We start from the raw sequence: 25,413 nt of genomic DNA, 5'->3' as shown, positions 1-25,413 counted from the left end.
ATGAATCAATAGCGGGTATTGTCGACTGACCTCATACATTAAGTAGTTATGAAGACAACACTCATCCCTACTGGAGGACTCTGTAACAGAATGTGGGCAATGGCTTCTGCCTACGAAATAACAAAGAGATTGCAGACGACCCTTCATATATCAACTGGAACAAATACGAAGATCTCAACGCCCGGTTCGATGACCCTTTCGAGCCAATACACATCGAAGGCATGACATTAAATGAAAATGCTACATGGTTATACAATATAAACCGCCGCCTTGACTACTACAAGCGGTGGCCAATACTAAAATCTATTTACAGCCAAATATTATTCGAACCTTCGCTGTACGACAACATATAAGCTTGCCCAAACAACATAAAGAGACAAACAACACCGTAATTCGCCCACATATGCAGGATTTATTAGTTTCCATAATAATGCCGATGCACAATTCAGAAACCTTCGTTGGAGAGGCCATCGAGAGTGTCTTGGCGCAGACATACAGACAATGGGAACTCATTGTCGTTGATGATGATTCAACCGACAACTCGCTTTTGACAGCAAAAAAATATGAGACCATCGACCCACGGATAAGCGTTATGAGCAACGACCGCCATTTGGGGATGCCCTCGGCACCACGAAATTTCGGTATTAGGCATGCCAATGGTCGATATATAGCTTTCCTTGACAGCGACGACTGTTGGCTTCCGACGAAGCTGGAAAGACAACTCTCACTGTTCAATGACAGTAAAGTAGCAATCGTTTTCTCGAACTACGAGAAGATAGACGAAAGCGGAAAGCGGAACAATCGTATAGTCCGGGCTCCCATGCTAGTTAATTATCGAGACATGCTTCACAGCAATTACATCGGTAATCTCACTGGAATGTACGACAGAAACAGGGTTGGGACGGAGTATATGCCTGATATCCCTCACGAAGATTACGCCTTCTGGCTGCTTATACTCAAGAAAGGATATATGGCAAAGAACACCGGCAGCGTGGAAGCCCTGTATCGAACGAGGAGCAAGTCTGTGTCTTCATTCAAGTTGCTGATACTTCCGTGGCAATGGAACATCTACCGCAAGCAGGAACATCTCCCATTTCTTAAGTCGATATATTATTATGCCTGTTATGCCGTCAGAGGCTGGGAAAAGAGCAAAATATAGCGACATTTATTTCTTCGTTTTATTTTTTGTATAATAAATATCGATTGTCGGCGTTATTATATATAATGGAAACTATCATATTAACTGAAAAGGCACGCGCCAATCACAGTCATGCAAGGCTCAACGATGATGTAAGCAGCCCTCGTTATATAACTGATGGCATGAATAAATTTGAACGGAGCACCAAGCGATTGCTTGATCTGTTCGTATCAATAGTATGCATGATAGTCTTTTCACCATTATTTCTTGTTTGCTACATATTGGTCAAACACGAAGATGGAGGCCCGGCCATCTTCAGGCAAGAGCGCATCGGAAGGTTCGGGAAGCCGTTCATCATCTGTAAGTTCCGTACAATGAGAATCGATGCGGAGGCAAATGGTCCACAGCTCTATGGACATGAAAACGATACGCGAATGACTCGCATAGGCCGCCTCCTCCGTAATCATCACCTCGACGAATTGCCTCAGCTATGGAATGTAATGAAAGGCGACATGGCATTTGTCGGTCCGCGCCCCGAGCGGAAATACTATATTGACCAGATTTTGAAGTACGACAAGCGCTACACCTATCTCTATCAGATACGCCCAGGGGTAACCTCTTACGCTACGCTTTACAATGGTTACACTGACACAATGGAGAAGATGCTACGCCGACTTGACCTCGATCTCTATTATCTTGAGCATCGTTCGTGGTGGTTTGATGCAAAGATTCTCACCAAAACATTCATCAACATAGTCTTCGGAAAGATTTTCTAATCCTTCTTTCCCTGTGGAAGCACCTTGCAGAAGTACGCCCTTAGAACTTCGTGAAGTACAGTCGCAGCTTTCCGCTGTTAAGAATCATCTTGCTGCCCGTGAGTTTTTCAATCGTGAAGTTCTCACTCACGCCATTCACCCCGAAAGGAACGAGATAGTCGGGCCCCGTCAACGGGTGGTCTCCCTCCCCGCCCTCACGATCATAGAGGTAAGGGTCTGAGAGCTTCAGCACGCCGCCTCCCTGCTCAAAGCGCATCAGGCATTGAGGATGAAGGCCGTCCCTATCTGTCAGTTCCAGCAGTTTTGCCTGGAATGCCCAAAACAATCGCCTCTGCGACAAGTCGTTAAATCCTCCGTTGATGGTATCGATGGATTCCAGGTGCCAGAACCCATCGAGCTTGCCGTTGCCGCTCGTCTCCAGGTCGCAGGCGGTGAATGACAATATGAAAACCAACAAGCAGGAAGCGGCGAAGCCGCCCTTGATCATGTGATGACTCATCTTCTATAAATTTAGTATTCCTGATTTGGATATCGTGAATTGGATTCCGTGATTACTGCCGAGGATATGCCCGAAGTCCATGCCATACGCCCCCTTGATCTTCCAGTTGTGCTTGAATCGATAGGCAGCCTCTATCATGAAGCTCACATTATGATGCTTCCGGGTATAAGGACTGTCGTAAGTGCCCCATCCCTCCTGATAAGTGGCCAAGAGGCGATAGTCCAGGTTCTCCGTGGGATTGCCGTTTATTCCCAAGTGGAAAGCCACGAACCGATTGTCTCGCACCTCGATTACACCGTCCTCGTTGTAAAGCGGAGAACGGTAGAGCGGATTTCCCATCACCTGCCCCCAATGCGACCATCCCGGATAGATGTAGTGATTGTAGTAATTGTCCGTTCCTCCTATATGGTCGGGAATCGTCTGCGAATGATCATGGTAGATGGGACCGCTCTGATACTTCGTGTAAAGGTATTCCACGACTACATTCCGCAACCAGTTGTTGTACTTGAAGTTCAGCTCCGCGCCCAGCATCCAGTCCTTGAAGTCATAGAGCAGATAGCGGTGCCGCTCCTTACTGTTCCAGTTGTCGCCGCTGCCATAGCCGTCGTAGTCCAACTGCAGCATCGAGGAATGGTCTTCGAAAAACTTGTCGGCATAGAGCCCCATACGCCATGTGTCGGCATCATAGTTCACGCGGAGCAGCCAGCTGCCCAGCTGGTCGCCCTCCACATTCTGATAGGTGGTCTCCCCCACATCCGAGCCTCCGGGCCAGAAGGCATTCCAGAAGTCGCGGATGCCCCTGCCGTTGCGCATCTCCTTATAGGTTCCGTCTCTCTGCGGGATATACGATACGCCGCCGAAGAGAGTGGCCATCTCCAGCCCCATCTCGACAGACCACGGGAAGAACCGCTCCGGATTGCCAATCATCAGATAGCCGGACTTGCTGTGATACAGCACATCGTCAGCATAGCGCGACTGCCTGCGGGTAAAGTCGTGCTGCCAGTTGTCGTCGGTCATCTTGCCGAACGACACATGGCCTTTCATGCGGAGCCAACCGCCAAGAACGGGGAGAACCCAGTATTCCGGCAGGGCGAGCCGCACCTGCGGCACGGGCCGGGCGTTGATGCCCAGGGTCTGGGCACCGCTGCTCAGGCCATTGTTCCTCAGCTGCATGAGATACTGCTTGCTTCCCACGGAGAGCACGCCGTGCAGCCAGCGGGCTTCCACAAAGGCCTGCTGCACCACGGGCACGCTCGTGTAGCCGTAGGCTGCCGCTATGTCCAGCCCATAGCCTATGCCCCACCGGCGGGCGGAATCGGTGGCCAGCGGGCGCACCACGCTTCCGCGCACATATCCGTTGCTCTTGTCCAATGACGAGAGGCCATACTTGTTGGCGTTGAGCCATAGCGGGGTCTTATCCTTGGAGAGCGACCCCTGCAGCTCGACATCGTAACGCAGGTCATGACCTAAATCCAGCTTGCCGGCCTCCAGCCCTTCCTGCCACGCATATTGAGCGTTCGCAGACAGGGAGGCAAGCATCAGGACAAACATCAGGGTATACTTTTTCATAAACGCCTTAATATCTTTACACCTTATTATTATATATACAACTTAACGAAGAAATCTCGGATATATTACTAAAGGTTTAGGGAAAATCCCCGCCCAAGTAGGGAAAATCCTTTCTGCGGATGAAGAAATCTTTGTTTCTTTGCATCAGATAAGACAAGAGACAACGGTTTTAAAAGATACGATTATGAAAAAGTTCATATTAGCCCTTACAGCTCTTCTCACGCTCGCGGCATCCGCCAGCGCTATGAGCTACGAGCAGGCTCGTGAGCAGGCCTTGTTTCTTACGGACAAGATGGCCTACGAACTGAACCTGACCGACGATCAGTATGAGGCAGCCTACGAGATAAACCTCGACTATCTGATGCGTATCAACGACTATAACGACCTCTACGGCATATACTGGAGACAGCGCAACCTCGACCTGAGCTATATCTTGCTCGACTGGCAATACCAGACCTACTGTGCCGCACGCTACTTCTACCGCCCGCTCTATTGGGACGCGGGAGTATGGCACTTCAGCATCTATGCACGCTATCCTCACCGCGACTACTTCTACTTCGGGCGGCCCCGCTTCATCGAAGTCTATTACGGCGGACACAGTTGGGCTCACAATGGCGGATGCAGTTGGTATTACGGCAGGCAATACGGCAGGCCGCATCCTAACGGAATACGCCGGGTGGGCATGCGCGACGGCTTCGACCGCGGCGACTTCGGAAACGGAACCCGCATCACGGAGTTCGGCAGGACGCGCACCCAGAGGGAATTCACCCCATCGCCGGGCAACGGCAACCGCACATTCGGCGGACGCCGTGATGGCATCGGAATGTCTGTGCGCGGCACGGGACAAACTACCGACGCGCCCCGCACATTCGGCGGGCGCCGCGACGGCAGCTGGACAAGCCCGGGCAGAGGGGACGCCTTCGGAAGAGACTACGGCAGCGGCATGCGCAGCTCCACTCGTTCCACGGCACCAAGGATGGGTTCGGGATTCCGCTCTTTCGGCGAGAGCAGCGACACCCCCGCCCGCTCTTTCTCGCCCGGCAATGAAAACTCACGCCCGTCGGCACCCTCCCGTTCCATGGGAGCTCCCTCACGCAGCTACGGCGGCAGCCGCATGGACGGCAACTTCGGTGGTGGAGGCTTCGGAGGAGGACGCTCGGGAGGCAGCTTCGGCGGAGCAACTCGTTCCGGCGGAACCAGTCGCGGCGGAGGCAGCTTCGGCAACGGGCACAGATGAGGGAAACAAGTTATATGGCTTTAAAAAACAAGTTATACAGGTAAGGACAATTAATAATGATGTTTATAATAGGTAAGTGTTTAATAGGTTTTTAGTTTTTGTAAATAGATTGGAAGGATAGCAAAATCAGAGAGTTATTAACAGAGGGATCTTCCGTGAGGAAGGTCCCTCTCGCCTATAGTATGAGCACCCTGACCTCGGCGTTCGCCATCTTCCGGATTTTGCTCATCGGCTGGTTGAAGTAGACACTTTGCACGGCCTTGTTGATGATGCCGTGGCCCACGGCGAGCACGGTCTGCCCGGGATAGGCCACCTTCAGCCAGGTCAGGAAGTTGCGAGCCCGGGCTCCCATCCTCTCGAGCGACTCGATGTTGTCGGGCCACTCCTCGTCCTGAAGGTCGGGAATATAGCGCCCCGTGAAGTCGCCCCAGTCTCTTTCCCGCAGCAGCGGGGTCTGCACCACCTCCTTCCGATGAGGCCCGGCAATGATCTCACAGGTCTCCACGGAGCGCCGCAGGTCGCTTGCGACGAAGGCGTCGATCGGCTCGTGCAGCATCCTGTCTCGCAGCTCCTCGGCCTGCCGGACGCCCCGGGCGTTGAGGCATCCCTGTGTTTGGCCCTGCATAATCTGGCGGGCATTGTCCTCGGTCTCACCGTGGCGGACAAGATATAGTTTCGTCATAGGCAACAAGTCTTTCAGGCACAAAAATACGAAAATTATTGCATTTCTGGCTTTTTGTTTGTATTTTTGCGATATAAAATCATCAGACTATGAAGTTTCTACAGAGTTCTGTCTTTCGCGCGCTGTGCGCGATGATCGTGGGCGTACTGCTCATAGAGTATCGTGAGCAGATGGTTACATGGCTCACCATAGCCATCGGAGTATTGTTTTTCCTCTCGGGAGTCATCTCGCTGGCCACCTACTACAGTGCCAGGAAGCATGCCCCGGAGGCAGAGGCCTGCGATGAGGAGGGCAACCCGACAGCCGGGGCGAAGCCCTCGTTTCCGCTGGCGGGCACCGGCAGCCTGGTGCTGGGCGCCATTTTCGCCCTGATGCCGAGCAACTTCGTAACAGGACTGGTGTATGTCCTGTCGCTGATGCTGGTCATCGGAGCCGTCAGCCAGTTCGTAAGCCTGGCCTCGGCGTCCCGGACAGGCCATGTGGGATGGTTCTTCTGGGTGATGCCCTCCGTCATCCTGCTGGTCAGCATCGTGGCCATCGTATATCCGGCGGCCATCCAGGCCGACCCGCTCTTCGTCATCGGATGGTGCATGCTGCTGTATGGCGTGGTGGAATGCACGAACGCAGTGAAGATCCACAACGAGCAGCGCAAGTATGCCAAGGCGCAGGAAGCCAGCCGCAAGGCTGCCGAGGAGGCGGAGAATGCCCGGGCGCAGGAGCAGGCCGGGGCTGCCGCGGCCGAGGAGCCGGAAGCCGGGAGCGCACCGACCCCGAAAGCGGAGAACCCCTATTACACGCATACTCCCACCCAGCCGATGGAATAACGGCGGCAAAAAGGCTTTTCAGAGACCTTGTGAGAAATCGTAAGTGAATAAATATTCATCTGCGGTTTCCCGCCTTACCGATATTCGCCTTCGTCCGGTGAAGGTGAGAAACGAAAATCGATTACGGGGCGTTTAAGGGGCATCTGCGGCGATACCGGTTTTTCGAAAATTCTCGTTAATGCCACTTTTGGGGTCTCCAGCCCGGCAAAAGACGGCAAACCTCCCCACGGGCAACGGCCAAAAGGACTGCTAAAGGCCGTCTCCGACCCTCCTTTTAACGGCTTCCTGCCCTCCCGGAGGCCGCTGACGGCAAAAAGAAAGCCCGAAAACGAATATTATGCAGTTTTCCAGCGAGAAACCGCATCATCATGAGCGCCCGTCCCGCCAACGGGTTACAAATCGTAACCTTGCCGCTATTCCAGGGGCACAAGACCCTCGATATACTTGCAGAGGATGGCTATTCCCTTCGCGTTCTCTCCTCCCTGGGGGATGATGAGGTCGGCGTAGCGCTTGGTGGGCTCGATGAACTGCTCGTGCATGGGCTTCAGCACCTTCAGGTAACGGTCTACTACCATCGACACCGTGCGTCCCCGGTCGATGGTGTCGCGCTGTATGTTGCGGATGAGCCGCTCGTCGGAGTCGCAGTCCACGAATATCTTCAGGTCCATCATCTCACGCAGCCGCTTGTTGATAAGCGTCATGATGCCCTCGATGATGATGACGGGCTTCGGCTCCACATGCACGGTCTCGGGCAGGCGGTTGCTCAGGATGTAGGAGTAAGTGGGCTGCTCTATGGCGTATCCCTGCCGCAGCTCGTTGACATCCCTGATGAGCAGTTTCCAGTCGAAGGCGTCGGGATGGTCGAAGTTGATGGCCTTCCGCTCCTCGTCGGTCATGCCCGTCGTGTCGTTGTAATAGGAGTCGAGGGGCACCACCGCCACATAATGGGGCGGCAGGGCCTCGACGATTTTCCTCACCACGGTGGTCTTTCCGCTTCCCGTACCCCCCGCGATGCCGATGATGGTGATATTGTCGTTTATGGCGTTCATAGCTATTGTGCTTATCGGTCCTGCCGGCCGCTCATTCCGAGGCGGCATCCAGCAGGCCTATTTCATTAAACATTTTCTGATAATACGCGGCCTTGCGCTCCAGCGCCATCGGATAGGCGCGCGAGCTGCTGGGCATGCGATAGAGGCGGAGACGGCGCCCCTCGAAGCCGAACTCCGCGAAACCGCCCATGGCCAGATGTTTCACATCGATGGCAAAGTGCTCCGTGAACACCCTCGTGGCCAGCTGTCCCGCCGTGAGCACGGCCCTGCACCCGGGCAGGGCACGGAGCATGGCGTCGAGGTCGGCGGGCTCCACGATCTCGAGGTCTTTGTCGGAGGCGGTGCCCTTGGTGCGCCGGATGCGCAGGGCGGTGTCGGAGAGGGCCACGCCCTTCTGTGCCAGGAAAGCCTTCAGGTCGTCGAGCCGGAAGGTTTTGTTCGCCTCGTCTACGAAGTGGAGTCTGTCGCCGAAGAACACATGGCCGAAAATACGCCACATGTCGTTGATGAAGTTCGGGTAATACCACGACATGCTCCACCGCCTGGGAGCCGGCGGAAAGGTGCCGAGCATCAGCAACTTGGCGTCGCGGGGCAGGAAAGGCTCGAAAGGATGAGTCTCTATGGCGGGGGCGGACACTCCTGCCGCCTCCGGCACGGAAAGGGGTTTTGTTTCCGGTTTCATATCGCTCAATGCCATGGATGCGCCTGGACTCCCTTAAGCCCTCCCACGGGGAGAGCAATGGGGAATGGCTACTTCTGTTCCTTCACTAAATAGACCACTACCGGAAGGTGGTCGGAATAGCCGTCGAGCCACACGCCGCCGGCCGTCGTACGCTTGGGCGAGCCCTTATACTTGCCCTCGGCATGCAGCAGATAGTCGCGCAGGAAGATGTGGTTTTTCCAGAATTTCAGGCTCGAGAAGTCTTTCTCGCCTTTCCGGTTGAGCAGGTTGGGAGACAGCACAATCTGGTCGAAGAGGTTCCAGGAGCCGCCGTACATCAAGGTTCCCTTGCCCTCCTTTGCCAGGATGTTGTACCAGGGGTTATACATGTCGTCGGGGCCCACCTCGCTGATCTCGGCCTTTGCGCCGAGATACTCATGCATGCTCTTGTTCGTGGGGTCGTCGTTCATATCGCCCATCACGAGGATTTTCCGGTCGGGATCCTCTCTCAGGAGGTTGTCCTTGATGACCTTGACCTGACGGGCAGCCGACTCCCGATAGAAGCCCGTGCTGAAACGGCTCGGCCAGTGGCACACGATGACGGCCACATCGTCGCCGCCCAGCTTGCCCTTGACGGTGAGGAAGCCGCGGGTAAAGTACGCGCTGTCTTTTTCCAGTTCCTGAACATAGGGGTAAAGTTTTACATCCTCGGGCGTGAAGAGCGCGGGATTGTAGAGCAGCGCGCAGTCGACGCCGCGCCGGTCGGGCCCCTCGATGTGGCAGAACTGCATGCCGCGGGCCTTCAGGGGCTCCTGGCTGATCAGGTCGTTGAGCGCACGTGCGTTCTCCACCTCGCTCAGCCCGATGAACGCGCAGCCCACATTGGGCAGCACATCCGTGCCCATCTCCGAGAGCACGCGCGCCATGTTGCGCAGCTTATGGGTATACTTGAGCCCGTCCCACTTATAGCTTCCCGTGGGCAGGAACTCATAGTCGTTCTTTCCCTTGTCATGACAAGTATCGAAAAGGTTTTCCTGATTATAGAAACCTACGGCATATACCGAGAACTTCTTCTGGGCGGAAACCGGGCGAGAGAATAGTGCCAGCAGCGCCAGCAGCAATAATAGACTCTTTTTCATAATATGAATTTAATTTTCTGCAAATATCGCAATAATTTTCGAAACAAACCTTGTTTCCGCTGAATTTTAATCAAAAATACTTTTTTGTATCAAAAATAAAATGTACATTTGCAACATAAATATACAATAATTAATTTAATTCAACTATGCAGAACAAGCTAAAATTAGCGGTGATAGCCCTATGTTACACTCCCTTGGCCCTTGCTCAGAACACCCACACGGAGCAAAATACGGCCAAGACGATGGACGAGTCGGCTTTCACCTTCACCGAGGCACAGTTGGGGGAAGACGATAACATGTCGCAGAATGTTACCATATTGAACTCTAACACCAACGCCTACGCGTCGGAAGTGGGATTCCGGTTCTCGCCGACACGCTTCCGCTACCGTGCCTTCAACCAGAAATTCAATGATGTTTACATCAATGGAGCCCCCATGAACGACATGGAATCCGGACAGTTCCGTTACTCCAATATAGGCGGGCTGAACCGCTTCACCCGCAATGTGGACTTCGCCCTTCCCTTCGAAAGCAACCATTTCTCCATGGCGGGAATGGCCGGAAGCAACAACTATGACTTCCGCGCGGGAAGCATGCAGGCAGGAAACTATATATCCGTGGCCGGTGCCAATCGCAACTACACGCTGCGCGGCATGTACACCTACGCGTCGGGATTCAACAAGAAAGGATGGGCCATCGCGGCCGGCATCACCTATCGCTGGGCCAACAGGGGATATGTAGAGGGAACATTCTACAACTCCTTCTCCTATTACTTCGGCGCCCAGAAGAAGTGGGACGCAGGACACAGCCTCTCGTTTGCCACATGGGGCAACCCCACGGAACGCTCTACACAGGGAGCGTCCACAGACGAAGCCTACTGGCTGGCCAACGACTATCAGTATAACCCCTATTGGGGCTATCAGAACGGGCACCGCCGGAACTCACGCATCGTGAACGACTTCGCCCCCTCCGCCCTTCTCACATGGGACTGGGACATCAATGACAACACGAAGCTGACTACCACCGCATTCGGCAAATACAGCATGTATAAGAGCACGAAGCTGAACTACAACGGCTCGGAAAACCCGCAGCCTGACTACTGGAGAAACCTGCCAAGCTCCTACATCGATGTGTGGGGCAGCAACATCGGCAACAACCAGTATTCCTACGCGCAGTATCGGCGCTCGGTGGCATGGTGGCAGGCCAGCAAGGCCAACCGCCAGATTAACTGGAATTATCTCTACGCAGCCAACAAGACGGCCGCCGCACAGGGCAGCGACGCCCTCTACTTCGTCCAGGCCAAGCACAACGACAACCTGATGTTCAATCTGGCTTCCACGCTCACGAAGCGCCCGGAAAAGAACAAGACATGGAACATTGGATTCATCGTAGGGCAGAACATAGGCCGCCACTATCAGACAATGGAAGACCTGCTCGGGGGAATGTCGTACCATAATGTCAACTCCTATGCCGTGGGCACCTATTCCAGCATGAGCGACGAGGTGCAGTACGACCTCAACACCATGAGCCCGAACCGGCTCGGCCGCCTCGTCTACGAGGGCGACAAGTTCGGGTATGACTATACGCTCCGCGTGCAGAAGGGCTATCTCTGGTCTAATTATGCCGTCAACACCGGGCGCTGGCACCTGATGATTGCCGGAAAGATCGGCGGCACAGACATGGTGCGCCGAGGCCACATGCGCAACGGAATGTTTGCAAACAACTCCTTCGGCAAGAGCGGTCATGCCAGATTCGGAGAAAGCGGAGCCAAGGGCGGCATCACCTTCAACGCCGGGCGAGGGCACACCTTCCTCCTCGGGGCAGGCTTCGAATGGAGAGCGCCGGAAGCTGCGACTGCTTTCGTGTCGCCGGAGATGAACAACGACTATGTCTTGAACCTCAAACAGGAGCATGTCTTCAGCAGTGAATTCGGCTATCAGTTCCAAAACGCATGGCTGCATGCCAACCTCAGCGGTTACTACAGTCGCCTCGGTCATGTAACGGAGTGGCAGAACTTCTACTTCGACGACATCAACTCTTTCTCATATGTATCAATGACAGGCCTCCGCAAGGAATACTATGGCGCGGAGCTTGGCCTGAAAATCAAGGTTGCCTCTTTCCTCGACTTCAACGCGATAGGAACCATCAGCGAGGCCAAGAACATCAACAACGCCAATGTATGGTACATGAGCTCGACCAAGGCAACCTATAACGAAGCCAACAACGGCCGTCCAGAGAAAGTCTTGAACAGGGGAATGCGCGAGGCGGGGACACCGCTCACGGCGGCAGGCCTGGGCTTAGGCTTCCATCAGGGAGGGTGGTTCATAGACCTGAATGCCAACTATTACGATCGCATCTATCTCTCCTACTCGCCCAGCATGCGCTACGAGAGCACGCTCAAGACAACGGGCAATGTGGATAACGACGGCAACTATGTCATCCCCGCACAGGCCAAGGGGCACGGCGGATGGATGATCGACGGCAGCATCGGCAAGACCCTGAGACTGAAGAAAGGACAGCTGAGCTTCAACCTCATGGTTACCAACATCCTCAACAACCAGACCCTCGTAACGGGCGGATACGAGCAGAGCCGCAGCGACTATACCGTCAAGGATGACGGCACCATCAACAGCTCTCGCATTTACAAGTTCTCTAAGAACCCGAAGAAGTACTATATTTTCGGTACCAACGGTATGTTCCAGATGTCATACAGATTCTAAACCTCACGAACATGAAACAGATTAGATTTATTGAATTCATCATACTGCTGGTTGGCGGCATCCTTTTGGCTTCCTGTATGGGAAAAGACTACGCAGAGCCCAACCCGGGCGAAGGCTCCATTGCGGATATCGAAGAACTTAACTTGAAGACCATCAAGCAAGTAAAGGATAAATACGCCATACCCATCAGCACGAACAGCTATCAGCAGATTAAGGAAAACATCCAGATCAAGGGCTATGTTACCGGAAACGATATTGAGGGAAACCTTTATCAGCAGATTTCGCTTCAAGACGAGACCGGTGCCATCATCCTCTCCGTAGCCAAGGGTGGCCTCTCAGGCGAGGTGGGACTCGGGCAACAGATTCTCCTCAACCTGAAAGATCTCTACATCGGCGGCTATGGCGGCATGGCGGAAATCGGCGGCGTCTACACAAACACCAACAGCTCTTCCAGCAACTACGGCAACCACTCCATCGGGCGTATGGACCGTTACCAGTGGGCTTCACACTTCACGAAGATCGGCGAAGCCAGCGAGGCTAACCTCAAGAAGCTTGTCCAGGTGTTCAAGACCGACAGCATGACCAACGCCAAGTATATCAAGGAAAAGACAGGGATGCTGATGACCATCAACAGCGTGAGCTTCAAGGACGCCGACGGATCCAACACCTATGCTCCAAACAATAAGATAGAGCCCCAGTTTGGCGGCTGCGTCCACCGCGAATTCAAGGAATATCCCAGCACGGATATCGTGGTCCGCACAAGCACCTTTGCCGACTTTGCCAGCAATCCGCTCCCGACCACCAAGCTCGCCATCACCGGCGTATTCTCACATTACTCGCTCGGAAAGAACAGCACTTGGCAGATCCTGATGCGCAGAGCCGGCGACGCCGTAGACGCAACCCCGCAGAAAGGCCAAGATGCCAGCGACCCATTCAGCGTAACGGAAGCACTGGCAGCCTTCAAGGCCGGCACCCTGAGCGGCAACATCTATGTAAAGGGTATCATCGCCCAGATAGACGAAGTGAGCACTTCCTACGGCAATGCCCAGTATTGGATATCCGACGACGGCAAGACCACGGCCGGAACCATGATTGAAGTATGGCGCGGCAAGTATCTTAACAACGCGAAGTTCACGGCTGCCGACCAGATCAAGGTCGGGCAGACCGTAACCGTAATGGGAACCCTAAAAGAACATAACGGCACGATTGAGTTTGATCAGGGCAACTATATCATCTCTATCAAGTAATCGTATACCACCATATAATCGAAAACAAAAACAACAAATAGTATGAAACGAATATTTTATTCCATGATAGCCTTAGCTATCACAGCCGTAACTCTCACGAGTTGCGACGATGTGCCCATGCCATACAACATGCCGAACTACAACGAGGTGGAAGAACCCACCATCACCCCCCCTACCGGTACTGGCACAAAGGACGACCCATTCAACATCTCGGCGGCAAACAACTATATCGCCAACGGTGGCGACGAGAAAGCCACGGTCTATGTGAAAGGCTTCATCTCTCTCATTAACTCCATCGATACTAAGCAATATGGCAACGCCACCTATTACATATCTGATGACAAGACAACTGCCAATCAGTTTGAAGTCTACCGCGGCTTCTATAAGAACGGCGATAAGTTTACTTCCGAGGAGCAGATTCATGTGGGCGACGAGGTTATCGTCGCGGGCAATCTCGTGAACTTCAACGGCACCTATGAATTCTCCGCCGGCAGCAAGATTGTCTATCAGAACGGGACTTGGTTTGAGACCTCTGGCGGCGAAACGCCCAAGGGCGAAGGCACGCAGGCCTCTCCCTACAATGTGGCCGGCGCCATCGCAAAGGCTAAAACGCTGAGCGAAAACGACAAGGTTGAGAATGTCTACGCCACAGGCATCATTTCCAAGATTGTCAAATTTGACGCGGCAAGAGGCCAGATCAACTATTATATCTCCGACGACGGCCAGCAAACCACGCAGTTCTACATCTATGGCGGCCTCGGAAAAGACGGAGCCAAGTTCACTTCCGAGAATAACCTGAAGGTGGGACAGAAAGTAACCATCACGGGAACCTTGGTCAACTACAAAGGAAACACTCCTCAATTCCAATATGGAAACAAAATCGTCAGCATCGAGGAAGGAGGCGGGTCCGGCGGCGGAACGGGAGTTACTCCGACCGTCAGCGGCACTACCGTTACGGTTACCAATCCTGATGTTACGGCCGGATCAACAACGGTTACCATCGACCTCAACGCGCAGAACTTCACCGACAAGCAGGAAGTAACGAGCGTAACCCTCTCCGACGGTTCTACCATCACCTTCGGCAAAGGAGAAAGCTCCTCGGCGCCCAAGTTCTACAGTGCCACGAAGGGAGTGCGCATGTATGCCAAGAACACCATCGACTTCGCCTGCAAGTCGAAGATAGCTAAGATTGTGATAACCTGCGACTCCTTCAAAGGGACCAACTACACCGGTAACCCCACGCAAACAGTATCGTTCAATGGGACGAAGGCTACCTACATCAACGAGCATACCGAAAGCACCGGTGGGGTACAGCTCCGCGCGCAGACCATCACCATCACCTATGGCGAATAAATAGAAAATAAATCCTAAAACATTTGGCAGGGTGCAAAATAATTCGTAATTTTGCACCCTGTCTGATACGACATCAGCATCTCACATTATTAATATATAAATAGAAAAATGAAAAAAGGTATTCATCCTGAAAACTATCGCCCCGTCGTATTCAAGGATATGTCCAACGGCGATATGTTCCTTACAAAGTCTACATGCAAAGCTACAGAGACAGTAGAGTTTGAAGGCGAAACTTACCCAGTGGTAAAAGTCGAGATCTCCAACACCTCTCATCCGTTCTATACCGGAAAGAGCAAGCTCGTCGACACGGCAGGTCGCGTAGACCGCTTCATGAACCGTTACGGTAAGTTGAAGAAGTAATATATCTCTTTTCGAATATATTCATAAAATTTTGGGTGCGGTTTAGCGTAGTTGCATATACGCTAAGTCGCATTTATTAATTTAATACAAGCCCTATGAAGAGAAAACTTCATCTGCTCCTGGCATCAGCCGCCATCCTCGCTCTCGCTTCTTGCGGGAGCAACGACTCCCCCGGAGGAGGCACCGGAGTCCCTGCGGCCACGACGAATGCCAACGCCAACAATCCCAAGACCAGCCGCAAGGAGGTGGTCCGACTGGAGTTTCCCCGCCTCAAGGACGACAACAGCATCGTCCTTGTCCATAAGACCAACGACGGCTACGACCCCGACGGTGTGAACTACGCCGTAGAGTGGGACACCCAGCTGAAGTCGCAACGCTGGACCTGCTACCAGATGCACAAGGGCTACACCGGCAGCGCGGGCTACTACGGCACATTCACGGAGGATCCCGACCTGCCCAGCTACGCCCGCTTCCCCGACACGAACTATATGTACAGTGGATCGGGCTTCACCCGAGGGCACATCTGCCCCTCGGCCGACCGTCAGTATTCAAAGGATGCCAACATACAAACCTTCTACTACTCCAACATGCAGCCCCAATACTACAACTTCAATGCGGGGAAAAACTACACCGGCGTATGGGTGAAGATGGAGAACATGGTTCGCTCGTGGACAGGCCAGCTGGCCGCCACCGACACGATGTATGTCTGCAAGGGCGGCACCATCGACGGCCGCGACAACATCCTCATGCGCATCAAGAACCAGCTCATCGTCCCCAAGTATTTCTTCATGGCCCTACTCATCAAGAATTCAACGGGATATAAGGCGCTCGGATTCTGGGCCGAGCACAACAATGCCATCCTCTCGTCAGTCAATCTGAAAGACTATGTGGTCTCCATCGCCGAGCTTCAGCAGAAGACGGGCATCGACTTCTTCTGCAATCTGCCCGACGACACGGAGAACCATGTGGAAAACCTGCCCAAGGACAACATCCTCGCAGCCTGGGGATTCAAGTAAGCCGAACAGGCAGACTCCTTCTTCGGCGGCGCGCCGGACCGCTCCCCGTCATGTTACAAACAACTTGTAATGCCGTTACCAGCCATTGGTAACGGCATTACAAGCTATTGGTAAGAGGATCGGCAGCGGCTGGTAACCGCGCGGAAAGCCTTCGGCGCATCGCCGCTTCCCACCCCCTCGGAACCTTAGAATCTACTTGCGGCGACACAAGCCCTTACCCGCCGGCAGGCCTTCACCCCCAATTCTCCACCCACCAAACCGCATTCCCACATCAGGAAATTAATGTTTTTTAAGACCGGTTATGATAATAATATGTTAAATTCCACTATCTTTGCTTAATAAAATGAGAACACCCCTGTTAACAGATGGCAAAAACCACAATGTCATTAACATACTAAAAACCTGAAAAAAGCAAGACTATGAAGCAGTTAGGAAAATGGCAGCATATGCCCGTTTATCTGAAGATGCTGATGACCGCTTGCACGCTTTCCTGCTATTGTCCGGCTGCGGTCGCGGCCGAGAGCACGGCGAAGGCGGGCAGCATCCAGCAGCAACAAGACTCTTTTAGTGGAGTCGTCGTAGACGAGAAGAACGATCCTCTCATCGGAGTTACCATCCAGGTGAAAGGCACCTCGTCGAGAACCGTTACGGACACCGACGGCCGCTTCACGCTGCCGGCCGGCGAGAAGAGCGCGACGCTCGTGGTGTCCTATGTCGGATACAGCACGAAGGAAGTCAGGGTCAGCGCCGGACGCACCGTCAACATATCCCTGCATCCCGACGACCAGACCTTGGAGGAAGTCATCGTTACGGGTTATGGCACTTTCAAGAAGTCGGCCTATGCCGGATCAGCCTCCACTCTCAAGACCGAGAAGCTGGAGGATGTCCCTACCGCCACCTTCAAAGACTTGCTGCAGGGTGCCGCGTCGGGCGTGCAGATGAGCTCCGCCTCCGGCCAGCCGGGATCGTCGGTAGCCCTCAACATCCGCGGAATGGGCTCCTTCAACGCCTCCAACTCCCCGCTCTATGTCATCGACGGCGTGCCGGTCATGTCGGGTAATGTCTCGGCCAACGACTCCAAGGGCGGCTTCGACCTGATGAGCACCCTCAGCAATACCGACATCGAGAGCATCACCGTCATCAAGGACGCCGCAGCCGCCTCGCTCTATGGCTCGCGGGCTGCCAACGGCGTGGTGCTCATCACCACCAAGAAAGGCCGTGAAGGCAAGCCCGTCGTCAACCTGAAAGCCGACTGGGGAAGCAGCGACTTTGCCATGGACTACCGTCCCGTGATGAATGGAGAGCAGCGGCGGGAATACATCTACAACGCCTTGAAGGCCGGTGCCCTGCGCGACGGGAAAAGTGAAGCCGATGCCGTGAGCTATGCCGACAGCGAAATAGACAACTATGCCCCCGTGCCCTGGTGCGGATATGTAGACTGGGACCGCATCCTCTTCAAAAAAGGCAGCCACCAGAGCTACGAGGCTTCAGTGTCGGGCGGAACCAACAGGTTTACCTACTACACCTCCCTCTCCTACCTCAAGCAGCAGGGTATAGCACGGAATTCAGGCCTGGAACGCATCAGCGGCCGCGTCAACGCCGAATACAAGGCCACCAAGAAGTTCACGCTCGGCGTCAAGTCGCTCTTCGCAAGCGTCAACCAAGAGGTCTACAGCGAGGGCACCAGCTATACCGCGCCCTTCTATGCCTCACGCAACTGCGTGGTTCCCTCCGATGCCGTCTATAACGAGGACGGCAGCTGGAACCGCAGTTTCATCAGAAACGAAGACCGAAACCCCGCCCTCTCCATGATGTACGACTACAAGCGGGAGTACATCACGCGCCATTTCAACACCGTCTACGGCGAATACGAGTTCATCAAAGACCTGAAATTCCGCAGCACATTGAGCTACGACTACACCACCACCAAGGGCAAGGAGTGGGACGACCCGAGGACTTCCAACGGCGACGACATCAACGGAGGCAAGACCGTCATGATGTATGAGCGCAAGAAACTGGTGTGGGCCAACCAGCTGAGCTATAAGACCACCCTCGCGGAAAACCATCACCTCGACGCCTTGCTGGGCTATGAGGTGGACGATCAGCGGCGAGACCATGTGGGCGGAACCAAGCATAACTTCGTAAATCCCAACAAGGATGCCCTGAGCAACGGTGCCAAGGTCATCGGAGCATACGGTTCCGACACCCGCACCCGCATGGTCTCTTACATCGGCCGACTGAACTACGACTACAAGAACAGATACTATCTGGGTGGCAGCCTCCGCGTCGACGGCAGCTCCCGGCTGGCGTCCGCCAACCGATGGGGCACCTTCTGGTCGGCTTCCGGCGCATGGCGCATCATCGAGGAGGACTTCATGAAACCCAGCCAGGGATGGCTTACCGACCTGAAGCTCCGCGCCTCCTACGGCGTCAACGGCACCCTGCCCTCCGACTATTTCGGATACATGGCGCTCACCTCCCTCTCCGGCGACTACAACACCGACCCCGCCTACAACCTCTCGCAGATTGCCAACGACAAACTGTCATGGGAAACCAACTACAACTTCAATCTCGGAGTGGACTTCGGGCTGTGGAACCGCCTCAATGTAACGCTTGAATACTACACCCGCACTACCAAGAACCTGCTCATGGACTACCCCATCTCTTGGACGACGGGCTTCGGCAGCTATCTGCTCAACATCGGAAAGGTGAGAAACCAGGGAGTGGAACTGGAAATCAGGTCCAACAACATCTCCACCAAGGACTTCAGCTGGAACACCAACTTCACGCTTGCCCACAACCAGAACAAGATTGTCATCCTCGACGGCAAGCAGCAGGAGATCATCAGCGGAACATTTATCCACCGCGTGGGAGAATCCTACAGGACCTTCTACCTTATCGAATTTGCCGGCATCAACCCCGATACGGGCGCGCCACAGTTCTATACCAACACGAAGGACGCCGACGGAAACCTCGTGAAAAACATCACCGAGAACCCCGCAGAGGCCAATAACATCGCCTATAAGCACGCGGAGCCCACCGTCACCGGAGGCCTCTCGAATACGCTTTCCTATAAGTGGTTCGACCTTAACTTCATGATCACTTATCAGTTCGGCGGCTATTCCTACGACACCTGGGCGCAGAAAGTGGAGCACGGAGGAAAAGATCTCGAGGCCAATATCCCCACTTACTATCTCAACAACTGGAAGCAGCCGGGCGACATCTCACAATACGAACGGTTCATAGAGGCTCCCGAGGTGTCCATGGGCAAGTTCTCCAACACCCGGAGGGTGCACAGCACCGACTTCATCCGCCTCAAGAACCTCACTTTCGGCTTCACCATGCCGAAGGCCTGGACAAAACCGCTGGGCATCAACCATGTCCGCCTCTATGTGGCGGGCAACAACCTGCTCACCTGGGCACGCTACGACTATTACGATCCGGAAGCCGTAAGCGGCGGAACGGCCGGCTGGGGAACTCCGCCGCTGAAGACGATTACCTTCGGATTAAATGTCAACTTCTAACCCTTAAATTACCAGACAATGAAAATTCATCAATATATGGCTCTCGGAGCCTTGCTGTTCACTATGAGTTCCTGCGGCAACGACTGGCTCAACCTGGAGCCCTCGACCTCCATGTCCACCGACAAGACCATACAGGAACTTAGCGATGTGAAATTCACCCTGAACGGTGTATACCATGTCATGCAGAACGCTTATGCCTATTCGGGCCGCCTCGTCTACTACGGCGACGCCACCGGAGACGACATGCAGGCCGTCAGCGCCACGAAGCGCACCGGCAACTACTATCTCTTCAACTTCACGAAAGACAACTCGCCGACCACCTTCTGGTCGTATCCCTATGGCCTGATTGCCACCTGCAACCTCGCGCTTGACAAGATTGACAATATCAATACCACCGCGACCGACCTGCGCGACGCCTACAAAGGCGAGGCCCTGGCCCTGCGCGGGATGTTCCTCTTCGACCTCACACGCTTCTACGGCTATCCTTACAAGAAAGACAACGGCGCCTCGCTGGGCGTACCCATCGTCACCAAGGTGCTCGACAAGGAAGCCAAGCCTGACCGCAACACCGTGGCGGAATGCTATAAGCAAGTCATCAGCGACCTGACAGAGGCGGCAAGGCTCATGAACAACAAGGAGGGCCTCAGCTATAAGAAAGGCCACATCAGCCGATGGGCCGTGCTCACGCTCCTAAGCCGCGTCTATCTCTACCACGGCGACGACGCGCTGGCACTGGCCGCGGCCGAAGAAGCCATCGAGGGAGCCGAGGCCGACAGCTACGCCCTCTGGACCAACGAGCTGTATCCGCTGGCATGGGCCGACAATGTGAGCCCGACGAAACGGGGCGAGGTGCTGTTTGAAATCATCAATATCACCGACGACAGCCCCGGCAAAGAGTCGCTGGGCTACCTGCACAATGGCAGCGGATATTCCGACATCGTGCTCACGGGAAGCTTCTACAAGCTGCTCACCGCCGACAAGAACGATGTGCGGAACCGGCTCATCTCCATATCCGGAAAGCGTGGCTACATCAATAAATACCAGCCCCAAGAGGGAGAAAACATCAAGGATGCCAACATCTTCCTCGTCAGACTCTCGGAGACCTACCTCAACGCGGCCGAGGCCGCGGTAAAGACGGGCGACAACGGGAAGGCCGTCAAGTATCTCGACGCCATCGTGAAGCGCGCCAATCCGGCTAAGACCGTCGAGGGAACCACCGTTACTCTCGATCAGGTGATGACCGAGCGGCGCAAGGAACTCGTAGGCGAAGGCCACCGCATGTTCGACGCCCTCCGAGACGGAGGCTTCGTGCACCGCGAGAAAGTAACCGTGAGCGCCATCAGCAAGGTAAAGCATCTCACCATGAACGAGAAGTACATGAACTTCAATTGGGACATGTACAAGTGCGTGCTGCCCATCCCGAAGGCCGAGCGCGACGCCAACCCGAACATCAAGCAGAATCCGCAGTATGATGTGGAGTAGGCTCTCCACGCATGGAAGGCTCGCCCCCACGGCTTCCGCGGGCAGCCTGTAGCAGGCTTCGGAACGACCTTTCCGCATCCCCAAGGCGACTCCCGATTTTCACGGGAGCCGCCTTGCGCATTCTTACAAACGGCTTGTAACGGCATTACGCCTAAAGATGATTTCTAAAACGTATCTAATTGAGAAATAAGAAGTTACCTTTTGACACAAACTAAACAGGTAACGATTTGGAAACGAGCGAAGTGCTTTCTGTCGCATGTTTCTGCATCAACAAAGAACGCTTGTTATTCTATTTGCAAAGGTAATCATTTGCTTTGAATAACAAGCGTTTTTGATAAGAATTTCGTTCATTCGCGTCATTATTGAGCTTTTTGGTGATTAAAATAGAGAAGAGCTAGCTGTTATATACCTCTTCCTCTTTTCTTCTTTTTCTTGGCTTGGTTTCTGAGTTTTCGTTGCCAAGCCATCTCTGCATAATCATCACCGTGTGTCTGTGGATTAATAAGTCCACCTGCTCCCAAAATCATTTCTTTGGCAGCATTCAAGGCGGTGCTTGCTACATTTCCTACGGCTTGTGCAATAGATGAACTTTCGTTTGTTTTTGTAGGCGGTATGTATGAACGACTGGGAGGAACAAGTTGATAGCCTGTGTCTGATTGAACTTTATTCTTTGTAGTCTTGTCTGCTATTGTGTGAGCTTTTGTTATCGTCTCCTTTGTTTCGGCTTTATTGGCTATCTCAAAGTTCTTTTGCAAAGAGAGGTATCCGAACTCTCTGCCGATTTCGGAAGCCTTGAATGTCTGGCCACAGTAGGAGAACTTCAAACCATATACTTTGCCCTGCTTATTCTTCATGCGCTCTATGGTAATGTTGTTCTTATTCAATTCGTAGAGAAACATGGAGTGCCCTGATATGCCACCGCCTTTATTTTTGTCCAACAAGGCATAACAGATTTGCTGTAATTCTTTCTTTGTTTGCTCTCTCGTCGGATTGGATTTTGCTTTTTGATACATCCTTTCAGCCTTTACTTCCTTTGCAATGGTCAAACCTTTCGAGCGGCTTATTTCCTCCGCCACTCTTGCTGCCCTGTTGCTCACAAAGGTAGTATCATAGACGTCTCCATACAGGCTGATGCGGTTGACAATGATATGGATGTGTCTGTTATCGGTATCCTTGTGCGTTACCGCTACCCATTGGTGGTTGTCAAGTCCCATTTGTTTGGCAAACAGATGGGCTATCCTCATAAGTTCAGATACGGGCAGTTCCTTCTCGTCTTGTGGTGCGATACCGATTTCAATGCGGAGGAACCTATTCCTGCATCGTGTGCTGTAATCGCTGACCATCTTCATTTCTTCGTAGATATCCTTCGGCTCTCTGCTGCAAAGATTATGGAAGGCAAGCCGACTACCGAGCTTGCCCTCTCTGAAAATATAGTCTAAAGCCGTGCTGCCGTGCGCTATCGCCTTACACTTTCCTATCATCTCTTGTCATATTTAAGACCTTATATATCTCATCGTCCATACGAAAATGAGGGTCGTAAAATCGCTTAAATGCCTCTTTGGCACATAAGGAAAGGTTATGTGTGATATGTACCCATCTCTCATCTTTCACTTTGATGAGGTTGGAAATCTGCCCATAGAACTTTCCCGTATGCTGGAGTATGGCAATGGCTTCCCTCTCATAGTCTGTCATCTTAGGAACAGCTACCACTTCGCCATTAAGGATCATTTCACGGCAGTATTCCGAGAACTTCCGTCCCGTGCTTTCCGCCTTTGACCTAATACGCTGCTTCTCCTCTCTTGTACATCTTATCTTGATGAACTCCGTCTTGTTCATCCTCACTTCTTCCTTACCTCGTTGCTGCCACTTGGTAGTCTTTCTATTATATCTGCTCATATAAGTTTTTTTGAAAGTTAATCATTGTAGATGATTCGTTGCTTCTTAATTCCTGAATACTGACCGATGAGAACGGAGTGATTACGGTCTAACCTCCCCGACAGATGGACGAGGGGAGCAAGAGCAGTTTGTGGGTACAAACTGACGTCTTGCAATGTCAGCTAACGAAACGTTTACGCATAAAGCGTTTTGGTTATTAAAAGCGAATGCCGTGCATTCAGTATCTAACTGCGTTCGTAGCGTTCCCACCATTCAGTGTTTTTAGCAAAAGTTCGTTGCCTTACTCTCTGAAAAGTGTCGAGGGTTTTGAGTGAAAGGGGCGTCCCTTTTTCTGAAAACCGTCTACCCTTTTCTTACGGCTTATAGTCTTCTCCATTTCTCTATGTCTTCACCGTATTCGTCCAAATGTGTGCGGATGATATTTTCCACGAAGCTTGAGAGGTTGCTGCCCCTATCACCCAACCTGCGAACAATGAAGTCCGCACGTTCCTGTGTATCCCTGCTCAGGTAAACCGCCTTTCTCTCATATAGCTTTGTCGGAACGAGGAACGCCTGCTTGTATGCGTCTAGTGTCTCTTTTCTCATCTTGGCACTGATGCGTCGTTGAATAGTTGCATGCTCTGTATGCAGTACAGGCTCGGATGGCCTGGCATGCTCTATGGCATGTTCTACCTCTTGTCGTTTTTGCTCATGAATAGTTTTCATTCCCTTTTCCCGGAATTCAGCGACAGTTTGTTCACTTGAACTTTCAGCTTGGCTTATACCAAGAGTTTCTCCTATGAAACGATCTATTTCTTCCATATTTCTTCTTTCCTTTTTCATCACCCTATCTTATTTTAAGTTTACTTGTTTTACCGTTTCCAAACTTTTTCATCCTTCTTCTTACTACATACTATTCTGTGATAAGTAATTGATAATCAGTAATGCTTGATAGTGTAGGGCAATACTACACATTTTACTACATTTGGCTACTACAAGTTTGAAGGAATGGAGATGGGAAGCTTTCCCCGTTGCTTATGCTTGCCTGTATTTGCGTTCTTTTTCATTATTCCCTTGAATTGGTTTCCAAGAGTGAAGTTAGGGTGAGAATGCGTAACTTCCAAGCATTCAGAGTCTTTTTGCATAATGTTGCGCCTGTCTGCTGTAAAATTCTTAGGGAAACGGGCAGGCAAGAAGAGCATTTATTGTCTCATTAAGCAAAAAACGGATGACAGGAAAGAAAGGTTAGCAGAAATATGATTATCGTTGTTTGCTTTCAGATACACTCTTTTGCTTTGATTACCTTATTAACCTCATTTGTGCAGTGACAAGAACATCAATCTGTCTCTTTTGTCCTTGTCATAGCGCCACAAGCTGCCACTTGAATGAAAAGCGATAGAATGAGAAATATCCGATATTAATTTTGCATCGAAAAAAGAAGACGGGCAGGAAAACGCAAATGCGAACCGATGAGGCAGATTGCCCTTTTCCTTATTCTTCCCGACACTTCCCTGCTGTTCTCCGCTGCTTTGAGAGGTGCACGCACGCCATTATCTTTGCCGATGGAAACAGGAAAAATTTGAAATAACAAACAATAACACAATATGATTATGAATTATTATGTCATTACGGAAACCAATTGGGCAAAGCTTCGGGATGAAATCTTGAGCCTTGCGGAATGCTGTCACAAGGCATTCGGAGAGAAGAGTAAGCACACGGACTGGCTGCACAACGGAGATGTGTGCCGGCTGTTGAACATCAGCAAGCGCACCTTGCAGCATTATCGCGATACGGGTGTGCTGCCGTTTACGCAAATCGGGCACAAGTGCTATTACAAGCGCGAGAATGTGGAAAGTTTGCTACTTTCAAAGACAAATAACTCTAAAAACAGACAAATATGATGGAAACTGCAAGAGATTTGAACATGGAGACGGACGAGATGCAGCTGGTCGTCTCGGCATTGAGAGGTGTGGGGAAACGGATCATGGAAGTGGCACAGACACACAAGCCACTCTTTGCTGGCGAACTTTTCCTCACGGGCAAGGAAGTGTGCGAGCGGCTGTATATCAGTCCCCGTACCTTGCAGAACTACCGCGACAGAAAAATCATCCCCTACACGCAATTTGCAGGGAAGATACTCTACAAGGCTTCGGACTTGGAAAGGATGCTGGAGAAGAATTATAAGGGTATTTAGAGAACTATCGAAGGGTACAACGATTTTCCAAGGAGATAAACAACTATTGCATTTGTTATTGGACTTAAAAA

General features: G+C 52.5%; 22 protein-coding genes. 13 read left to right on the top strand and 9 right to left on the bottom strand.

The genetic code is table 11. The annotated features are described in order from the left end of the window. The first annotated feature begins 403 nt into the window (after positions 1-403). Together C7120_RS06835 and C7120_RS06830 are read left to right on the top strand one after the other, a co-directional pair. On the top strand, positions 404-1,159 hold the full coding sequence (locus C7120_RS06835; protein ID WP_107620901.1) for a glycosyltransferase family 2 protein: 756 nt from the start codon (positions 404-406) through the stop codon (positions 1,157-1,159). A 161-nt stretch (positions 1,160-1,320) separates the two neighbouring features. Continuing rightward, on the top strand, positions 1,321-1,914 hold the full coding sequence (locus C7120_RS06830) for a sugar transferase (RefSeq protein WP_233247078.1): 594 nt from the start codon (positions 1,321-1,323) through the stop codon (positions 1,912-1,914). Between the two features lie 40 nt (positions 1,915-1,954). Here the strand turns inward: C7120_RS06830 and C7120_RS06825 are convergent, their stop codons facing one another. Together C7120_RS06825 and C7120_RS06820 are read right to left on the bottom strand one after the other, a co-directional pair. Next, positions 1,955-2,413, bottom strand: coding sequence for a lipocalin-like domain-containing protein (locus C7120_RS06825; RefSeq protein ID WP_233247037.1), 459 nt, complete (start codon positions 2,411-2,413; stop codon positions 1,955-1,957). 3 nt (positions 2,414-2,416) lie between these two features. Further along, entirely contained in the window at positions 2,417-3,982 is a 1,566-nt protein-coding gene (locus tag C7120_RS06820) for a capsule assembly Wzi family protein (protein WP_107620898.1), read from the bottom strand. Positions 3,983-4,166: 184 nt separating this feature from the next. On the opposite strand from C7120_RS06820, the gene C7120_RS06815 reads away from it, so the two are divergent. After that, positions 4,167-5,219 carry a hypothetical protein gene (locus tag C7120_RS06815; RefSeq protein ID WP_107621427.1) on the top strand — a complete coding sequence of 351 codons (1,053 nt, stop codon included), beginning with the start codon at positions 4,167-4,169 and terminating at the stop codon, positions 5,217-5,219. Positions 5,220-5,394: 175 nt separating this feature from the next. Here the strand turns inward: C7120_RS06815 and C7120_RS06810 are convergent, their stop codons facing one another. Further along, a complete protein-coding gene (locus C7120_RS06810) occupies positions 5,395-5,901 on the bottom strand; it encodes a histidine phosphatase family protein (protein WP_107620897.1) in 507 nt (168 codons plus the stop codon). An 89-nt stretch (positions 5,902-5,990) separates the two neighbouring features. Between C7120_RS06810 and C7120_RS06805 the strand changes: the two genes are divergently transcribed. Next, the gene (locus C7120_RS06805) at positions 5,991-6,725 is read left to right on the top strand and encodes an HdeD family acid-resistance protein (RefSeq protein ID WP_107620896.1); all 735 of its coding nucleotides are present in this window, start codon (positions 5,991-5,993) and stop codon (positions 6,723-6,725) included. A 413-nt stretch (positions 6,726-7,138) separates the two neighbouring features. Here C7120_RS06805 and udk read toward each other — a convergent pair whose 3' ends face one another. From udk to C7120_RS06790, 3 genes are all read right to left on the bottom strand, one after another. Beyond that, positions 7,139-7,765, bottom strand: a complete 627-nt coding sequence (gene udk, locus C7120_RS06800; RefSeq protein ID WP_199220691.1) for a uridine kinase — start codon at positions 7,763-7,765, stop codon at positions 7,139-7,141. A gap of 40 nt (positions 7,766-7,805) precedes the next feature. Next, on the bottom strand, positions 7,806-8,456 hold the full coding sequence (locus C7120_RS06795) for a uracil-DNA glycosylase family protein (protein WP_107621425.1): 651 nt from the start codon (positions 8,454-8,456) through the stop codon (positions 7,806-7,808). A 68-nt stretch (positions 8,457-8,524) separates the two neighbouring features. Continuing rightward, positions 8,525-9,574 (bottom strand): endonuclease/exonuclease/phosphatase family protein, encoded by a 1,050-nt coding sequence (locus C7120_RS06790; protein WP_107620895.1) that lies wholly within the window; start codon positions 9,572-9,574, stop codon positions 8,525-8,527. A gap of 146 nt (positions 9,575-9,720) precedes the next feature. Here C7120_RS06790 and C7120_RS06785 point away from each other — a divergent pair, with 146 nt between their 5' ends. From C7120_RS06785 to C7120_RS06755, 7 genes are all read left to right on the top strand, one after another. Next, positions 9,721-12,291, top strand: a complete 2,571-nt coding sequence (locus C7120_RS06785) for a TonB-dependent receptor (RefSeq protein WP_107620894.1) — start codon at positions 9,721-9,723, stop codon at positions 12,289-12,291. An 11-nt stretch (positions 12,292-12,302) separates the two neighbouring features. Beyond that, positions 12,303-13,538, top strand: coding sequence for a DUF5689 domain-containing protein (locus C7120_RS06780; protein WP_107620893.1), 1,236 nt, complete (start codon positions 12,303-12,305; stop codon positions 13,536-13,538). Between the two features lie 42 nt (positions 13,539-13,580). Continuing rightward, positions 13,581-14,891 (top strand): hypothetical protein, encoded by a 1,311-nt coding sequence (locus C7120_RS06775; RefSeq protein WP_107620892.1) that lies wholly within the window; start codon positions 13,581-13,583, stop codon positions 14,889-14,891. 108 nt (positions 14,892-14,999) lie between these two features. Next, positions 15,000-15,251 (top strand): type B 50S ribosomal protein L31, encoded by a 252-nt coding sequence (locus C7120_RS06770; RefSeq protein ID WP_107620891.1) that lies wholly within the window; start codon positions 15,000-15,002, stop codon positions 15,249-15,251. A 95-nt stretch (positions 15,252-15,346) separates the two neighbouring features. Beyond that, entirely contained in the window at positions 15,347-16,267 is a 921-nt protein-coding gene (locus C7120_RS06765) for a DNA/RNA non-specific endonuclease (protein ID WP_107620890.1), read from the top strand. A gap of 419 nt (positions 16,268-16,686) precedes the next feature. Then, the gene (locus C7120_RS06760; RefSeq protein WP_107620889.1) at positions 16,687-19,791 is read left to right on the top strand and encodes a TonB-dependent receptor; all 3,105 of its coding nucleotides are present in this window, start codon (positions 16,687-16,689) and stop codon (positions 19,789-19,791) included. Between the two features lie 18 nt (positions 19,792-19,809). After that, a complete protein-coding gene (locus tag C7120_RS06755; RefSeq protein ID WP_107620888.1) occupies positions 19,810-21,273 on the top strand; it encodes a RagB/SusD family nutrient uptake outer membrane protein in 1,464 nt (487 codons plus the stop codon). A gap of 401 nt (positions 21,274-21,674) precedes the next feature. On the opposite strand, the gene C7120_RS06750 is transcribed toward C7120_RS06755, so the two are convergent. The 3 genes from C7120_RS06750 to C7120_RS06740 form a co-directional block, all read right to left on the bottom strand. Beyond that, complete coding sequence (locus C7120_RS06750; protein WP_107620887.1) at positions 21,675-22,754, bottom strand: relaxase/mobilization nuclease domain-containing protein; 1,080 nt, start codon at positions 22,752-22,754, stop codon at positions 21,675-21,677. Continuing rightward, the gene (locus C7120_RS06745) at positions 22,738-23,169 is read right to left on the bottom strand and encodes a hypothetical protein (protein ID WP_025065932.1); all 432 of its coding nucleotides are present in this window, start codon (positions 23,167-23,169) and stop codon (positions 22,738-22,740) included. The genes C7120_RS06750 and C7120_RS06745 overlap by 17 nt, the downstream gene beginning before the upstream one ends. Positions 23,170-23,529: 360 nt before the next feature. Then, entirely contained in the window at positions 23,530-23,991 is a 462-nt protein-coding gene (locus C7120_RS06740; RefSeq protein ID WP_025066566.1) for a DUF3408 domain-containing protein, read from the bottom strand. A gap of 767 nt (positions 23,992-24,758) precedes the next feature. On the opposite strand from C7120_RS06740, the gene C7120_RS06730 reads away from it, so the two are divergent. Further along, positions 24,759-25,049: a helix-turn-helix domain-containing protein gene (locus C7120_RS06730; RefSeq protein ID WP_107621424.1), complete on the top strand. Its 291-nt coding sequence runs from the start codon at positions 24,759-24,761 to the stop codon at positions 25,047-25,049. Further along, positions 25,046-25,342, top strand: a complete 297-nt coding sequence (locus C7120_RS06725) for a helix-turn-helix domain-containing protein (protein WP_107620886.1) — start codon at positions 25,046-25,048, stop codon at positions 25,340-25,342. Before C7120_RS06730 ends, C7120_RS06725 begins: the two co-directional genes overlap by 4 nt. Positions 25,343-25,413: the final 71 nt, after the last annotated feature.

It is taken from the genome of Prevotella sp. oral taxon 376, assembly GCF_003043945.1.
GTDB lineage: Bacteria > Bacteroidota > Bacteroidia > Bacteroidales > Bacteroidaceae > Prevotella.
Note: the sequence above shows the minus strand (reverse complement) of the source record. Positions and strands in the feature narration are given on the sequence as shown.

What these genes read in the sequence shown, in the direction of transcription:
- C7120_RS06750 (WP_107620887.1), bottom strand. Translation starts at nt 22,754, where the DNA reads ATGATAGGAAAGTGTAAGGCGATAGCGCACGGCAGCACGGCTTTAGAC.
- C7120_RS06805 (WP_107620896.1), top strand. Translation starts at nt 5,991, where the DNA reads ATGAAGTTTCTACAGAGTTCTGTCTTTCGCGCGCTGTGCGCGATGATC.
- C7120_RS06795 (WP_107621425.1), bottom strand. Translation starts at nt 8,456, where the DNA reads ATGAAACCGGAAACAAAACCCCTTTCCGTGCCGGAGGCGGCAGGAGTG.
- C7120_RS06780 (WP_107620893.1), top strand. Translation starts at nt 12,303, where the DNA reads ATGAAACAGATTAGATTTATTGAATTCATCATACTGCTGGTTGGCGGC.
- C7120_RS06785 (WP_107620894.1), top strand. Translation starts at nt 9,721, where the DNA reads ATGCAGAACAAGCTAAAATTAGCGGTGATAGCCCTATGTTACACTCCC.
- C7120_RS06765 (WP_107620890.1), top strand. Translation starts at nt 15,347, where the DNA reads ATGAAGAGAAAACTTCATCTGCTCCTGGCATCAGCCGCCATCCTCGCT.
- C7120_RS06745 (WP_025065932.1), bottom strand. Translation starts at nt 23,169, where the DNA reads ATGAGCAGATATAATAGAAAGACTACCAAGTGGCAGCAACGAGGTAAG.
- C7120_RS06755 (WP_107620888.1), top strand. Translation starts at nt 19,810, where the DNA reads ATGAAAATTCATCAATATATGGCTCTCGGAGCCTTGCTGTTCACTATG.
- C7120_RS06790 (WP_107620895.1), bottom strand. Translation starts at nt 9,574, where the DNA reads ATGAAAAAGAGTCTATTATTGCTGCTGGCGCTGCTGGCACTATTCTCT.
- C7120_RS06775 (WP_107620892.1), top strand. Translation starts at nt 13,581, where the DNA reads ATGAAACGAATATTTTATTCCATGATAGCCTTAGCTATCACAGCCGTA.
- C7120_RS06740 (WP_025066566.1), bottom strand. Translation starts at nt 23,991, where the DNA reads ATGAAAAAGGAAAGAAGAAATATGGAAGAAATAGATCGTTTCATAGGA.
- C7120_RS06835 (WP_107620901.1), top strand. Translation starts at nt 404, where the DNA reads ATGCAGGATTTATTAGTTTCCATAATAATGCCGATGCACAATTCAGAA.
- C7120_RS06760 (WP_107620889.1), top strand. Translation starts at nt 16,687, where the DNA reads ATGAAGCAGTTAGGAAAATGGCAGCATATGCCCGTTTATCTGAAGATG.
- C7120_RS06730 (WP_107621424.1), top strand. Translation starts at nt 24,759, where the DNA reads ATGAATTATTATGTCATTACGGAAACCAATTGGGCAAAGCTTCGGGAT.
- C7120_RS06830 (WP_233247078.1), top strand. Translation starts at nt 1,321, where the DNA reads ATGAATAAATTTGAACGGAGCACCAAGCGATTGCTTGATCTGTTCGTA.
- C7120_RS06810 (WP_107620897.1), bottom strand. Translation starts at nt 5,901, where the DNA reads ATGACGAAACTATATCTTGTCCGCCACGGTGAGACCGAGGACAATGCC.
- C7120_RS06825 (WP_233247037.1), bottom strand. Translation starts at nt 2,413, where the DNA reads ATGAGTCATCACATGATCAAGGGCGGCTTCGCCGCTTCCTGCTTGTTG.
- C7120_RS06820 (WP_107620898.1), bottom strand. Translation starts at nt 3,982, where the DNA reads ATGAAAAAGTATACCCTGATGTTTGTCCTGATGCTTGCCTCCCTGTCT.
- C7120_RS06815 (WP_107621427.1), top strand. Translation starts at nt 4,167, where the DNA reads ATGAAAAAGTTCATATTAGCCCTTACAGCTCTTCTCACGCTCGCGGCA.
- C7120_RS06725 (WP_107620886.1), top strand. Translation starts at nt 25,046, where the DNA reads ATGATGGAAACTGCAAGAGATTTGAACATGGAGACGGACGAGATGCAG.
- C7120_RS06770 (WP_107620891.1), top strand. Translation starts at nt 15,000, where the DNA reads ATGAAAAAAGGTATTCATCCTGAAAACTATCGCCCCGTCGTATTCAAG.